The sequence below is a fragment of the Bacillus sp. 166amftsu genome (genome assembly GCF_900107445.1).
GTDB lineage: Bacteria > Bacillota > Bacilli > Bacillales > Bacillaceae_G > Bacillus_A > Bacillus_A arachidis.
The window spans coordinates 89,605-104,790 of record NZ_FNQA01000011.1; the positions used below are offsets into that span (position 1 = coordinate 89,605).

The following is a 15,186-nucleotide window of genomic DNA, read 5'->3' on the forward strand; positions in this document are numbered from 1 at the left end:
CAAGTATAATTCCTTACTCTTATATATTCCATTATATACACTTACCATATAAACCTCATTAATAAAAAAATGGACATACAATTACACTTCGCACCGTACAATTGTAATAGAGCTGGTCAGACTTTTTTTATTCTATACATATATCCACACCTGTACTCTTTATTAAAACAGAATAAATGGAGGCAAAATAATGGAGTTAGATTTTTTGACATCTATACTAATGATTGTCGGTATCGATGTTGTATTAGGCGGCGATAATGCAATTGTAATCGCACTTGCAAGCCGAAACTTGCCCGAATCGAAACGAAATAAAGCGATCTTTATTGGTACGGGCCTAGCAATCGTACTGCGAATTCTCCTTACAATACTTGCCGTCTACTTACTCGATATTCCTTTCTTACAGCTTATTGGTGGCATCTTACTTACACTGATTGCCGTAAATTTACTTACTGATAATAGCGATGATCTTTCTTCTATACAAGGAAAAACGACATTATTTCAAGCGATTCGTACAATTGTATTTGCCGATCTCGTTATGGGTTTTGATAATGTCCTTGCGATTGCGGGGGCTGCTCATGGAAATTTCACACTCGTGATTATCGGATTATTAATTTCCATTCCTATTATTATTTGGGGAAGCAAGCTCATCTTACTACTTATGGAGCGTTTTCCCTTTCTCATTTATTGCGGAGGAGCAGTTCTTGCTTACACCGCTGGAAAAATGATCACCCATGAAACACGGCTTACAAACTTTTTTCAGCAAAACCCTATCTTTGCAACAAGTATGCCCTTCCTCTTTATTTTCACAGTATTAACAATTGGATTTATTGTGCAACATATCAAATTAGGAAATGCAAAGTGAAGTTTGTATTTTCTAATTTGATATAGATTTATATAAACTCAAACTGAAAAACCTTTCTATTTAGGCGGAAGAGAGCATCCTCCCAAGCATAGTAGCAACTTATATAGCCAAAAATCAAAATGGGTTGTATACAAATGAATATATGTATGCGAAAACCTTCTACTTTACAGTAGAAGGTTTTCATATACAAAACTTTTATTATTAATTTACAAGACGCTGTGCTTCACGTAACTGAAATGTTCTTACTGTACGTGGTAAGAAACGACGAATTTCATCTTCGTTATAACCTACTTGAAGGCGTTTTTCGTCAATCATAATAGGGCGGCGTAAAATGCCTGGGTAGTCACGAATCATCTTATATAAATCTTGAAGTGGTAAAGATTCTAAGTTAACATTTAACTCTTGGAAAACTTTCGAACGAGTTGAAATGATCTCATCCGTTCCGCTTTCTGTCATGCGTAAAATTTCTTTAATTTCCTCAATCGTTAATGGATCCGAGAAAATATTGCGTTCTGTATAAGGAATATGATTTTCCTCTAGCCATAATTTCGCCTTTCTACAAGACGTACAACTTGGAGAACTATATAGTGTTACCATACAAGACTCACTCTCCTTAAAGAGTACAAATTCTGTACTACTTACAGTTTAAATTTCTATTTTCCAGCAATTCCCCACTATAACTTATCCTACAACATAATGAAAAATTGCCTTACATGTAAACAACAACTTTTAAGCAAGTAACTCTTATTAAACAACAATTACTTTAAATAAGTAACTTCTATAATCATTATACAATAGATTGAGAAAGAAATATACAGGAAATTTCCTTTCTCAATGGGAAAACTCATCTTTCATTAAGCTAAAATTGTCATGGATTTTCCATGGAACAAATCCTTCTACTTTATTAATATATATACCTTTGGTGCTACTTCTTAACATGTTTATAGAAGCTGTCCATTCAATCAACCAGTTGCTAAAGATATCGTTTCCTTACTCTTTTCATCATAAAACAGCGGTGAAATGTAAGACATACGAGTACGCAGAACGTTTGTTCTTTTTTTATTCTATTAAATCCCCTAGTTACTGTCTAGCTTATTTTCAAGTAAAATAAATTTATTTTCTAACTTTTCTTTCTTTTCTTTCTTTTTTTTCATACAATAAAGTTACGGACAGGCAAAAGGAGGAATTCCATATGGTTGCTTTTTTTATTGATTTTGCCATTGTCGCTGCCCTCGTTATTGGAATTACAGCATTGATTGGTGTCATTACAAATGGCATTGGCGAAACGCTATTTGGCGGGAAAGAGAAAATGAAATTTGTTGATAAAAGTGCGGAAGTACAATCCGGCTGGAAGCAAGTTGGCGGAAAAGGGATTTATAAAAAACGAACATACTAAAAAGAAGCAGGAATTTCTCCTGCTTCTTTTTAAATTATTTTCCTACCGATGCCCATTTGAAGCTTAAATCTCCGCCGTAATTATGTTTATAAATATCTTTCACTGTTCCTCGTTGTAAGTAAGCTGAACTGCGTTGATATACAGGAGCAATTGCCGCATCATCCAGTAGCATTTTTTCTGCTTCAAGTAAACTATTCCAGCGTGCTTGTACATCGCTACCGTCAGTCTTCGCTTTCATAATAATTTCATCGTATTTCGGATTAGAATATTTCATTCTATTTTGCGCACCATCTGTTACAAACATATCAAGATACGTTACTGGATCTGGGAAATCTGGACTCCATAAAGAAAATGTCATGTCATAGTCTCCACTTTCTTCAAGTTTAAGCTTTTGCGCAAATGGCTGTTGCTTAATTTTTAATGTAAAACCAGGTAAGTTCTTTTCTAACTCTCCTTTTAAATACTCCCCTGTTCTCTTAGATAAATCTACATCTTCATTTAATAGCTCAATCTCAATCTTATCTTTTCCTAATTCTTTTTTACCAGCTTCCCAATATTTCTTCGCTTCTTTCGCATTTGCTTTTACTAACTCCCCATTTTCAGCTCGGAAGTCTTTTTTATTTGGCCCAGTAATAAATTTGCTTGGAATTAATCCTGTCGCTTCAGTAGAGCCATTGTTTAAAATCGTCTCAACAAGTGGTTTACGTTCAAAGGCAAGAGAAATTGCTTTACGTATATTTTTATTTGCTAAAGCTTCATTTTTCTGATTGAAACGAAGGTAGGATATAGTAGCTTCATTTTCAGTTTTAAACTCTTTATCCCCTTTATATTTATCAACAAACTCAGATCTCAAAATAGCACGATCTATCGCTTTTGTATCATATAAGTTAATCGATGTTGCCATGTCTTTTACAATATTAAAGTTCACTTCGTCTAGCTTCACTACTTTATTGTCCCAGTATGATGGATTTTTCTGTATTTGGAAATTTCTTTCATGTTTCCATTCACTTAATACAAACGGTCCATTATATAGTGTCGTATTTGCCTCTAAACCAAATTTGTCCCCTTGCTCTTTTGCATACTTTTCATTTACTGGATAGAAAAGTGGATAAATCATTAAATTTTCAAAGTAAGGAACTGGATGTTCTAATTCTACTTCTAATGTATAATCATCAACGGCCTTTATCCCTAATTGATCTGGCGCCATTTCTTTTTTATTAATTTTCTGTGCATTCTTCACATCAAACATGATATATGCTGATACTGCAGCTTTATCTGGATTAATCGCTCGCTGCCAAGCATATACGAAATCTTTCGCTGTTACAGGATCTCCATTTGACCATTTCGCATCTTCGCGTAATTTAAACGTATATTTTTTCCCATCTGCCGATTTTTCACTTGATTTTGCTACACCGGGGACAAGTTTGTCTCCTTTATCAAGGCGGTATAGCCCTTCCATCGTATTATTCATCACTCGTGATGATACTGCATCAGCTGATAATGCTGGGTCCATTGTTGGAATTTCCTGTGTTTCAGTTAAATTGATGACTTGTTTCCCGTTAGCCTTGCCGCTATCCCCTTTTGCACTCGCTTGTGGCTCGTCCTTTTGATAACTACTACACGCCCCTAAAATCATACTCATTGCTAATGTCGATGCTACAAAAACTGGTACTTTTTTCTTCATTCTGCTACCCCTCCCAAAAATGTTAGCCCTTTCATTTTCAAACAGAAAGAAATATATGTATGTTCTAATAATTCATATTATACACATAAATACATTCTTTGTATATTTATTTTCCTATCTTATTAAAATTTTCTGCTAATACAGCATTTTTTTGCAAACGTTTTATATTGCGTATTTAAACACCTAAAATACTAAATTTAACCACATTTTTAATTATCTAAATTATCAGAGTATAATTAATTTTATATTATATAATATTTTTCGCATGATTATTCCCTTCTCATATACGTTAGTTCTCCCTTTCATCAAGTCTGCAAAACTTTTATTATAATTTCACATGCACCATACATAAATCCATTTTGATTTTTCTATATAGGTTGCTGATCTAAAAAAGATATCTCCACTCTTCTCTCCTTTTGTCTTCACGCGGCATGGGGCTAAAAAAGGATCCGACCGCTTCTATATTTGTACCTATATATGTCCTATTTTTCTTTGAAATATATATTTGTTAACCAAGTTCCAAAATCAATGCAAGTGTTGCTAAAGTGTGTTAAGATACATTTTGTTTAAAAAGATATCAGTAAAGTGAGGGATGATATGACAGAGGTTACATCCAAAAAAGGGCAAGAAGAACAGTTAAATTTATTCTTCTTAACATGGCCCATTTTTTTAGAAGTGTTTCTTTTTATGTTAATGGGGATTGCTGATACTTTTATGCTAAGTGCACTATCAGATGACGCCGTATCAGGTGTTGGAGCTGCGAATCAATACCTTCATATCGCAATCTTAGTACTAGAAGTAATCGGAAATGGGGCTGCTATTGTTGTATCGCAGTATCTTGGTTCTAAACGATATATGGAAGCATCAAAAATATCCGCATTAGCAATCACTTTAAATTTAGGAGTCGGGCTCGTTATAAGCGCAGTTTTTCTTTTATTTTCAAAACATATGATGACTGCAATGAATTTACAAGGTGATGTATTGACTTACGCTCAAAATTATTTATCGATTGTCGGGGGAGCTATTTTTCTTCAAGCCATTATCAATTCACTGGCCGCAATTATTCGTGTTCATGGATTTACAAAACAAGCGATGTTCATTTCACTAGGGATGAATATTCTTCATATTGCTGGAAATTATATACTTATTTTCGGAAAGTTCGGTATGCCTGAACTCGGTGTTCAAGGGGCAGCTATTTCCTCTGCTTTCAGCCGACTTATCGCACTCATTGTTTTCTTCTGGCTACTATATCGCGTCATGGAATACCGCGTCAAATTAAAATACTACTTCACTTTATCAAAAGAATATGTAGGAAAAATCTTAAAAATTGGTATCCCATCGGCTTTTGAGCAAGTTATGTATCAAGCATGTCAAATTGTCTTTTTATATTATGCGACATACTTAGGAACAGAATCCTTGGCCGCAAGACAATACGCGACAAACATTTCAATGTTTACTTATTTATTTGCTATCGCCATCGGAATGGGAACAGCAATCATCGTTGGGCGTCTAGTTGGTGGAAATGCGAAAGATGAAGCATATATACGCGTGTGGAAAAGTGTAAAATGGGCCATCGGTGTCACGTTGTGTATGGTCATTCTCGTCATAACATTCCGTACACAGTTAATGGGACTATTTACAAATAACCATGATATTATCACTTTAGGATCAACCGTTCTTTTATTAAGTATTCTGCTAGAAACAGGGCGAACAATGAATATTGTAATCATTAATTCTTTGCGGGCTGCTGGTGATGCAAAATATCCTGTTTTAATCGGGGCATTCTCAATGGTCTTAATGAGTTTACCACTTGGCTACTTTTTTGTATTTTATTTACACATGGGACTGCCTGGTATTTGGTTAGCCATTGCCATTGATGAGTGGACGCGCGCGATCATCATGTTCTTCCGCTGGAGAAGTAGAGCTTGGGAAAATTATGCACTTGTTAAACCGGAGACTTCTGAAGAGTCAGCACCTGTTCAAGCTTAATACAAAAGGAAATTCATAAAGTATGGCGATCTGACCGCCTACATGAGCTGATACTCTCTCCCATCCAAAAAGAAAGAGTTTATATCAGTTTTCTAATTTGTATGTATAAAAAAAGAAGCGACCTCCCAGGCCGCTTCTTTTCTATTATTGATAGATTTCTTTATATTTCTTGTATTCTGCTTCGGAACAAAGAACAAAATGTCCTGGACGGATTTCTCGCATCTTTGGCTCTTCATTTCCATATTGATGCTGAGATGAATCGTATACGATACGCTTACGATTGCGCTCGTAATCTGGATCTGGAAGCGGAATTGCTGATAATAGTGATTTTGTATACGGATGAATTGGATTCTCGTATAACTCGTCACTACTTGTTAATTCAACAATTTGCCCCCGATACATAACACCAATGCGATCACTGATGTATTTTACCATAGATAAGTCATGAGCGATGAATAAATATGTTAAACCCTTTTCTCTTTGCAGTTGCTTCAATAAGTTTACAACTTGCGCTTGGATCGATACGTCAAGTGCTGAAATCGGCTCATCCGCAATAATAAATTCTGGTTCTACCGCAAGTGCACGAGCGATTCCGATACGTTGACGTTGTCCACCAGAGAACTCATGCGGGAAACGATTGGCATGCTCTTTATTTAAACCAACTGTGTTCAATAATTCATGCACACGATCCATGCGGTCTTTTTTACTTTTTGCTAAACCGTGAATATCAATGCCTTCTGCAATAATATCTCCAACTGTCATACGAGGATTTAATGACGCATATGGATCTTGGAAAATCATTTGCATTTTACGATTAAATTTCTTTAATTCTGCACGTGACTTCTTACCATGTACATTTTCACCATCGAACAACACTTCTCCACCAGTTGCATCGTATAACCTGATAATCGTTCTTCCAGTTGTTGATTTTCCGCAACCAGATTCCCCTACAAGTCCAAATGTTTCACCGCGATAAATATCAAATGAAATATCGTTGACCGCTTTTACAACACCACCACTAACATTAAAGTGCTGCTTCACATTTTTTACTTCAATTAATTTCTCACGTTGATTAGTCATGTTGTTCACCTGCTTTCATTTGAAGAATTCGTTTTTGAACGACTTCTGGCGGTTGTACTTTTGGTGCTTGCTCGTGAAGTAACCATGTTGCTGCATAATGTGTATCACTTACTTTAAATAACGGTGGTTCCATTTCGAAATCAATTTTTAACGCCTGTGGGTTACGTGGTGCAAATGCATCCCCTTTTGGCGGTTTTAATAAATCTGGAGGTGTTCCAGGAATTGCATATAACTCAGCTTCTGAACCATCTAAACTTGGCATAGACGCGATCAATCCCCATGTATACGGATGTTTTGGGTTGTAGAAAATTTCATCAACCGTACCAATTTCAACAACTTTACCTGCATACATAACTGCAACTCTATCCGCAACGTTTGCTACTACGCCTAAATCATGCGTAATGAAAATAATCGCTGCTTCTGTTTTCTGCTGAATGTCCTTCATAAGTTCTAAAATTTGCGCTTGAATTGTAACGTCAAGTGCTGTTGTCGGCTCATCCGCAATCAATAATTTCGGATTACAAGCTAGCGCCATTGCGATAACAACACGTTGTCTCATACCACCAGAAAATTGGTGTGGGTATTGCTTTAAACGCGCTTCTGGGTTTGGAATTCCAACAAGGTCAAGAAGCTCTAAAGCAACTTTACGAGCATCCGCTTTACTCATCCCTTGGTGTTTAATAAGACCTTCCATAATTTGATTACCGATTGTCATCGTTGGGTTTAATGATGTCATCGGATCTTGGAAAATCATTGCAATCTCTTTCCCACGCACTTGCTGCATTTCTTTTTCCGTTAATTTTGTTAAATCACGACCATCAAATACAATTTCTCCTTCTTTAATGCGTCCTGGAGGATTAGGGATTAATCCCATTAGTGCTTTCGAAGTAACTGATTTCCCAGAACCAGATTCTCCTACAATCGCTAATGTTTCTCCCTTTTTCAAATCAAATGTAACTCCGCGAACAGCTTGTACTTCGCCAGCGTGTGTATCAAAGGAGACCTGTAAATCTTTTACCTCTAGCAATGTTTTCATTTTTACCTCTCCTTCCTCGTTTACTTACGCATTTTTGGATCTAGCGCATCGCGTAATCCATCTGCCATTAAGTTAAATGCTAAAATTAACACACTGATGACAACCGCAGGGATGAACATCATATGTGGATATGTTTGAATCGATTTATACCCCTCATTTACAAGAGAACCTAACGATGCAAATGGTGGTTGAATACCAAGTCCAATGAAACTTAAGAACGCTTCACCGAACACTGCTGTAGGAATTGTAAACATTGTCATAACGATAATTGGTCCCATTACGTTCGGAATTAAATGCTTTACGATTAATTGTGTATTTGTTGCACCTAATGTACGAGATGCTAATACATATTCTTGGTTCTTTAATTTTAATATCTGTCCACGCACAATCCGTGACATACCAATCCAACCGGTAATGGCCATCGCAAGTGTAATGGACCAAATACCTGATCCCATAATAATTACCATCAAAATAACGATAATTAAATACGGAATACCATTAATAATTTCCATAATACGCTGCATGATATTATCTACTCGTCCGCCATAGAACGCTGAGATACCTCCGTATGCAACCCCAATTACTAGGTCAATTGCCGCTGCCAAAAGAGCGATGTATAATGATACGCGTGTTCCTTCCCATGTTCTTGTCCAAAGATCACGCCCAAGATCATCTGTACCAAACCAGAAATACTCTTTAATATCACGTTTCTCATATTGATCAACGCCATATTGGTCTGTACCATCAAATGGTAACCAATGAACATTTTCAAGCACTGGAATTTTCGGCGGCATTTTTGCACGGCCTAAATCTTGATCTTTATAAGAATATTTACTTACCATCGGCCCAAAAATTGCCAAAAGCGCAATAAGGATCAGCAATACAAGTCCAAACATTGCTCCTTTATGTTGAAACAAACGTCTTCTCACATCTTGCCAAAACGTTAAGCTCGGACGGGCAATGACTTCATTATCAATGTTACTTTGATTAGCTATTTGGAATAGATCTGGAGATAATTTCTGTAAATCTTTCATCATTTTTTCCCTCCCGCTAAACGAATACGAGGATCAATAATTCCATATAGAATATCCACGATAAAAATAACTAAAATAAAGATTGCACTATAGAAAATTGTTGTTCCCATAATAACTGTATAGTCATTTAATTGAATGGATTTAACAAACTGTTCCCCAAGTCCAGGTACAGCATAGATTTGTTCAATAACAAGTGTTCCTGTAATTAACCCTGCAACCATTGGTCCTAAAATTGTAACAACTGGAATCAATGCGTTACGAAGTGCGTGTTTTATAATAATAACTCCTTGACTAATCCCTTTTGCTTTCGCTGTTAAAATGTAATCAGCTTGCATAACTTCAATCAATTCTGCACGAGCAAAACGAGCAATCGTTGCGATAACCGCCATCGATAAAGCAACCGTAGGCATAACTGTAAATTCAGGTCCTTTCCAGAATGCCACTGGGAACCAACCAAGTTTTACCCCTACAAAATATTGTAATAATGCTGCGAATACGAATGATGGTACCGACATCCCGAGTACGGAAATTATGGTTGCCCCGTAATCCACCCATGTATTATTACGAAGTGCTGCAACAATCCCTAAAATTAGGCCTATAAATGTTCCTAATAGAATTGCTTGGAATCCAAGTTGTGCTGATGGTCCAATACGATCAACAATCATCTCAGTTACTGGACGGTTATCATATTGGAATGATACTCCTAAATCACCTTTTACTAAGTTTCCTAAGTAGCGCGCATATTGCACTGGTACCGGATCATTCAAACCATATTTTTCCAAAATGATCTCTCTTTGTGCCGGAGATAATTTCTCTTGGTTTTTAAGCGGAGAACCCGGCAGTAATTTCATTAAAAAGAATGTCAACGTAGTAATTAAAAATAACGTCAAAGCCATGTACACGAAACGTTTTAATGCATAACGTCCCATAATCAAGCACCTCCCCATTTTTCTCAAAAGCAATAAGATAGTTTGAAATATTCTTACTTTTATTTTTTTAAAATAAGAGCATACGCCCATCATAGGCATATACCCTTGTAAACGATGGAATAAAAATTAGTTTTGCTCAACAGATGCCCATTTAAAGGAATATTTACCACCATAATTATGTTTGGCAATATCTTTTACGGTACCCTTTTGTATATAAGATGCTCCTTTTTGGTAAACTGGTGCAATCACCGCATCTTCTTTAACTAACATTTTTTCAACTTGTAAAAGATTGTCCCAACGAGCTTGTAAATCTTTCGTATCTGTTTTTGCTTTTAAAATTAGTTCATCATATTTTGGATTTGAATACCCTGTTTTGTTTTGTGTACCACCAGTAACAAACATATCTAAGTATGACACTGGATCTGGGTAGTCTGGACCCCAAATACCAAGAGAAACATCATATTGCTGCGCATCTTCTAATTTATTTTTTTGTGCGAATGGCTGCTGTTTAATCTTGATTGTCACTCCTGGTAAATTCTTTTCAATCTCACCTTTTAAGAATTCACCAATTTTCTTAGAATCTTCGTTATCAAAGTTTAACAACTCTAATTCAACTTTGTCTGTACCAAGCTCTTTCTTTGCTGTGTCCCATAATTTCTTCGCTTCTTTTACATTCGTGTCTACAAGTTTTCCACTTTCAGCTCGGAAGTCTTTCTTATTAGGCCCTTCAGCAAAATCCTTACCAACAAATCCATACGCCGGGATAGCTCCATTATTTAAGATAACTTTCGCAACATTTTCACGTTCAAAGGACATTGAAATTGCCTTACGTAAATTTTTATTTGCTAAAAATTTATTTCCTTGATTGAAACGTAAGTATGCAACTCCTGCTTCTTTCGTTGCTTTAAATTCTGAACTTGATTTGTACTTGTCCACAAATTCAGATTTTAAATCTACTCGATCAATTGCATTTGTCTCATACAAATTAACGGCCGTTGCTGTATCTTTCACAATATTAAAGTTAACTTCTTCAAGCTTAACTGTTTTGTTATCCCAATATGACGGGTTTTTCTTAAACTGGAAGCTTCTTTCATGTTTCCATTCACTCAGTACAAATGGTCCATTGTAAAGTGTTGTAGTTGCCTCTAAACCAAATTTATTCCCTTGTGATTGTATATACTTTTCATTTAATGGGTAGAACACAGGGTAAACTGTTAAATCAACAAAGTAAGGAACAGGATTGTCTAACTCTACTTCTAATGTATGGGCATCAATTGCCTTTACACCTAATTCAGTATCTGGTAACTCTTTTTTATGAATTTTCTCTGCATTTTTTATATCAAACATGATATAAGAATATGTAGCGCCTGTATCCGGATTCACTGCACGTTTCCAAGAATAAACAAAATCATGTGCTGTTACAGGATCTCCGTTTGACCATTTCGCATCTTTTCGTAATTTGAAGATATATTTCTTACCATCTTCTAGTTTCTCATAGGATTCCGCTACGCCTGGGGTAGCCTTTTGGTCTTTTCCAACACGGTATAATCCTTCCATTGTGTTATTTAATACCATTGAAGATGCGGAATCTGATGTCATAGACGCATCCATTGTCGTAATTTCAGATAGTTCCGTTAAATTAACAATTTGTTTTCCATTACTACTGCTGTTCTCTTTTTCTTTCCCTTTTGCTTTGGCATCATCTTTTTGATACCCACAAGCCCCAAGTAACATACTTGCAGTCAATGTCGATGCAAGTAATAGCGACGTCTTTTTCTTCATGTTGAACTGCCTCCCCTAAGTGCACTTCCTGTACCCCCACTTGCTAAAAAGCAGAATTGAAAGAATAATCTCCAAGTTTCTACAATTTTCATTATACATATAATGTGACGATTGTGAATATAGTTTTTTGTTTTTTTGTTAAAATTTTTAATAAAATGTTTATTTTTTTTATTTTTTGTAAATGGAGTACTTAACATTGCTCCCATCATATTGAAATAAAATACGAAATTGCGTATAATTTTCAAATAATTATTCCTAGTACTCATTATAACTTTTATAGTATAATAATTCTAGTAATATTTTGACGGAGGGGAATATTTTGAATAAACTTTCTTTTCATACTTGTATACTAATATCGTTGGCAATAATCGCTTCTAGTATTGGAGCATTCTTATCTTCAGCTCAATATTTGTTGAATTTTGTCAATATTATGTTTTATATTGCGCTCTTTTTCATCATTATAGGAGGGTTTTTATTCTTATTTCAAAGTGGTTTTTTCAACATAACGATATATGCGTTCCAAAAAGTATTTGGAACGAACAAAAAAGTAGAATCTTTAATTGAAGAAGAAGAACCAGCAACAAACAAAAAAGAAAGAATATATAAAACGTATTCTTTCACATGGACATACCCTATCTGCCTTACAGGTATTCTGTTAGGTCTCATCTCTACACTTATTAGCTTTACTATTTTGATGTAGTTTGCAAACGATTTTCTATATGATATAATTACTTGCAAAACATTTTATATCAAAAAGTGGCGGCTTGCTCAGCTGTTAAAAACAGAGCTATATTATAATAAATTCATATTTATGCGATGAGAAAGAAGAGTACATATTGCAGCAATTTCAGAGAGCTTGTGGTTGGTGAGAACAAGTAATTGTACAGTATGGAATGGGCTTTTGAGCACCAAACCGAACCGAAAGAAGTAGGCTTTGGCGTTATATCCAACGTTATAATGGATGCAAGAGATTTCACAACTGTGAAATAATTAGGGTGGTACCGCGGTCCATTCGTCCCTATATCATTTGGGATGAATGGGCTTTTTTGTATTTAAAAAGCGGCAGCGGCTCGTTCAGAATGTGAGGGGGATGGAGCACCTGACGTAGAGACGTTTTTTGCCTCTCAGGAAGATGTGAAGCCACCGATCATTCTTGCCGCTGGAGCTAGATTACTCAAAAAGCGACTCCCTACTCTTTAACAATACATATCCAATTTAAGGAGGAATTACTTATGTCAGTTATTTTTTCTGGTATTCAACCGAGCGGAACAATTACGCTTGGGAACTATTTAGGTGCAATGAAACAATTTACGGAGTTACAAAATGAACATGATTGTTATTTCTGCATTGTAAACCAACATGCAATTACAGTAGCCCAAGATCCTGTACAGCTTCGCAAAAATATCCGTAGCCTAGCTGCACTATATGTAGCTTGTGGTATTGATCCTGAAAAATCAACTTTATTTGTACAGTCAGAGGTTCCTGCGCACGCTCAGCTAGGATGGATTATGCAATCTATCGCATATGTTGGAGAATTAGAGCGCATGACGCAATATAAAGATAAATCATCTGGTAAAGAGTCTATTCCAGCTGGATTACTTACGTATCCACCATTAATGGCAGCTGACATCTTACTTTATAATACTGAGATTGTGCCAGTTGGTGATGATCAAAAACAACATATGGAATTAACTCGTGATTTAGCAGAGCGTTTCAATAAACGTTTCCGTGAAATTTTCACAATTCCAGAGATTCGTATTCCAAAAGTAGGTGCACGTGTTATGTCATTAACAGAGCCTACGAAAAAAATGAGTAAGTCTGATCCAAATCCAAAGTCAATGATTAGTATGCTTGACGAACCAAAAACAATCGAAAAGAAAATTAAAAGTGCCGTAACTGATTCTGACGGCATCGTAAAATACGACAAAGAAAACAAACCTGGTGTTTCCAACTTATTAACAATCTACTCTTCATTCTCAGGCAAAACAATTGAAGAACTAGAAGCGGAGTACGAAGGAAAAGGATACGGCGACTTTAAAGGTGACTTAGCCCAAGTGGTCGTAGAAGCAATTCGTCCAATTCAAGAAAAATATAACGAACTAATCAACTCTCCTGAATTAGATGAAATCCTTGACAAAGGTGCTGAAAAAGCAAACCGCGTTGCATTCAAACAACTACGTAAAGTTGAAAATGCAATGGGATTAAGCAGAAAACGTAGGTAATAATAAAAAGCGAAGGGCTAGGAGCCGGAGCTGGATTACTACAAAAAGCGGAAGTGGCTCGTTTAAAATGTGAGGAGGATGGAGCTCCTGACGCAGGGGCGCTTTTTACCTCGCAGGAAGGCGCGAAGCCACCGAACATTCTTCCCACTGGAGCTCGACTAAATTAAAAAAACCGCCAAATTTGGCGGTTTTTTTAATTTACCTTTTGCTCATTTTCCATTTCCCATAGCTTTTCAAAGAATGGTTGCCCTTTTACAAGGCGTTCACATAGCTGTTCATGCTTCTCTGACCAGCCATATTGCGCTTCTTCATAAAGGCGCTCCCAAACATCTTCAAATTTCATATGTTGAACAGTTCCATATGCAGATGGATTCCATTCTGTATACCAATAGCGAATCTCAGCTGGATTTTTCGTTGTATGTAGTTGATCTAACGCCATAAAAAGCAATTGTTTTAATTGTCTTTCTTTACGCGTTAAGCCATTCATAATATATGGCGATGGCGATAAAATATGATGTTCTTTTTGTGATTCTTCCATTTGAAACTCATACTTTTCTGCTTGTACATTTTCTACCATCTCATATACCATCTGCTCTTGACGTGGAATAAGCCTACTTTTTCGAATCGGCACATTGTAGCCAATTGAATCCACTGCAATAATTCCTTTTCCATCTGTAACAACAAAACAATACTCCTGTTGCAAACGCTCATGATTTTTACGAATATACGCCTTATGATGTACGTCTTCCAATAATTTTTGCGGAAGTTCCAATAATTCGTTCTCGATGTAATGATATAATGTAGAATCTACTTTTAATAATGGCACTTGATCTAATAATTCGATCGTATCATCCTTCCGCCATTCGTAAAAATTACAAACGTTATACCCATTTTCTTCACCTTCAAACCAATTTACCCATACATCATGTAGATATAACATTTTCTACCCCTCACTTTATTACTGTTTGTACATCTCATTATGTTCAGTTTTTAAAAAATTTATTCCACTAAAGGAAATATATTCTATTCATATATCCATTTTGTTTTTTCGACATATAAGCCGTGGCTATAATAACAAAAAGCGGCAGCGGCTCGCTTAGAATGTGAGGAGGATGGAGCTCCTGACCTAGAGGCGATTTTTGCCTCGCTGGAAGGCGCGAAGCCACCGAACA

14 protein-coding genes and 1 other annotated feature are annotated in these 15,186 nt (G+C 36.1%); of the genes, 5 read left to right on the plus strand and 9 right to left on the minus strand.

Features of this window, described 5'->3' with window-relative positions; all coding sequences use genetic code 11:
• The first annotated feature begins 190 nt into the window (after positions 1-190).
• The gene (locus BLV40_RS20240) at positions 191-862 is read left to right on the plus strand and encodes a TerC family protein (RefSeq protein ID WP_026590445.1); all 672 of its coding nucleotides are present in this window, start codon (positions 191-193) and stop codon (positions 860-862) included.
• A 201-nt stretch (positions 863-1,063) separates the two neighbouring features.
• On the opposite strand, the gene spx is transcribed toward BLV40_RS20240, so the two are convergent.
• A complete protein-coding gene (gene spx / locus BLV40_RS20245) occupies positions 1,064-1,459 on the minus strand; it encodes a transcriptional regulator Spx (protein WP_000258267.1) in 396 nt (131 codons plus the stop codon).
• Between the two features lie 595 nt (positions 1,460-2,054).
• Between spx and BLV40_RS20260 the strand changes: the two genes are divergently transcribed.
• A complete protein-coding gene (locus BLV40_RS20260) occupies positions 2,055-2,258 on the plus strand; it encodes a hypothetical protein (RefSeq protein WP_090693264.1) in 204 nt (67 codons plus the stop codon).
• Positions 2,259-2,292: 34 nt separating this feature from the next.
• Here the strand turns inward: BLV40_RS20260 and BLV40_RS20265 are convergent, their stop codons facing one another.
• Positions 2,293-3,942: a peptide ABC transporter substrate-binding protein gene (locus BLV40_RS20265; protein WP_090693267.1), complete on the minus strand. Its 1,650-nt coding sequence runs from the start codon at positions 3,940-3,942 to the stop codon at positions 2,293-2,295.
• 597 nt (positions 3,943-4,539) lie between these two features.
• Between BLV40_RS20265 and BLV40_RS20270 the strand changes: the two genes are divergently transcribed.
• Positions 4,540-5,931, plus strand: a complete 1,392-nt coding sequence (locus tag BLV40_RS20270) for an MATE family efflux transporter (RefSeq protein ID WP_090693270.1) — start codon at positions 4,540-4,542, stop codon at positions 5,929-5,931.
• A gap of 144 nt (positions 5,932-6,075) precedes the next feature.
• Here the strand turns inward: BLV40_RS20270 and BLV40_RS20275 are convergent, their stop codons facing one another.
• From BLV40_RS20275 to BLV40_RS29825, 6 genes are all read right to left on the minus strand, one after another.
• A complete protein-coding gene (locus BLV40_RS20275; protein ID WP_090693272.1) occupies positions 6,076-7,011 on the minus strand; it encodes an ABC transporter ATP-binding protein in 936 nt (311 codons plus the stop codon).
• The gene (locus BLV40_RS20280; RefSeq protein WP_026590449.1) at positions 7,004-8,047 is read right to left on the minus strand and encodes an ABC transporter ATP-binding protein; all 1,044 of its coding nucleotides are present in this window, start codon (positions 8,045-8,047) and stop codon (positions 7,004-7,006) included. Before BLV40_RS20280 ends, BLV40_RS20275 begins: the two co-directional genes overlap by 8 nt.
• A 20-nt stretch (positions 8,048-8,067) precedes the next feature.
• Positions 8,068-9,084, minus strand: coding sequence for an oligopeptide ABC transporter permease (gene opp3C / locus BLV40_RS20285; RefSeq protein WP_026590450.1), 1,017 nt, complete (start codon positions 9,082-9,084; stop codon positions 8,068-8,070).
• Positions 9,081-10,010 carry an oligopeptide ABC transporter permease gene (gene opp3b / locus BLV40_RS20290; protein WP_026590451.1) on the minus strand — a complete coding sequence of 310 codons (930 nt, stop codon included), beginning with the start codon at positions 10,008-10,010 and terminating at the stop codon, positions 9,081-9,083. The genes opp3C and opp3b overlap by 4 nt, the downstream gene beginning before the upstream one ends.
• 126 nt (positions 10,011-10,136) lie before the next feature.
• Complete coding sequence (locus tag BLV40_RS20295; RefSeq protein ID WP_090693275.1) at positions 10,137-11,792, minus strand: peptide ABC transporter substrate-binding protein; 1,656 nt, start codon at positions 11,790-11,792, stop codon at positions 10,137-10,139.
• On the minus strand, positions 11,789-12,001 hold the full coding sequence (locus BLV40_RS29825) for a hypothetical protein (protein ID WP_026590453.1): 213 nt from the start codon (positions 11,999-12,001) through the stop codon (positions 11,789-11,791). Before BLV40_RS29825 ends, BLV40_RS20295 begins: the two co-directional genes overlap by 4 nt.
• Before the next feature lie 110 nt (positions 12,002-12,111).
• On the opposite strand from BLV40_RS29825, the gene BLV40_RS20305 reads away from it, so the two are divergent.
• Positions 12,112-12,492 (plus strand): DUF3899 domain-containing protein, encoded by a 381-nt coding sequence (locus BLV40_RS20305; protein WP_026590454.1) that lies wholly within the window; start codon positions 12,112-12,114, stop codon positions 12,490-12,492.
• Between the two features lie 107 nt (positions 12,493-12,599).
• Positions 12,600-12,815, plus strand: a binding site (T-box leader).
• Positions 12,816-13,024: 209 nt separating this feature from the next.
• Positions 13,025-14,014 (plus strand): tryptophan--tRNA ligase, encoded by a 990-nt coding sequence (trpS, locus tag BLV40_RS20315; RefSeq protein WP_090693277.1) that lies wholly within the window; start codon positions 13,025-13,027, stop codon positions 14,012-14,014.
• Between the two features lie 193 nt (positions 14,015-14,207).
• Here trpS and BLV40_RS20320 read toward each other — a convergent pair whose 3' ends face one another.
• Positions 14,208-14,954, minus strand: coding sequence for a YjbA family protein (locus BLV40_RS20320; RefSeq protein ID WP_090693282.1), 747 nt, complete (start codon positions 14,952-14,954; stop codon positions 14,208-14,210).
• Positions 14,955-15,186: the final 232 nt, after the last annotated feature.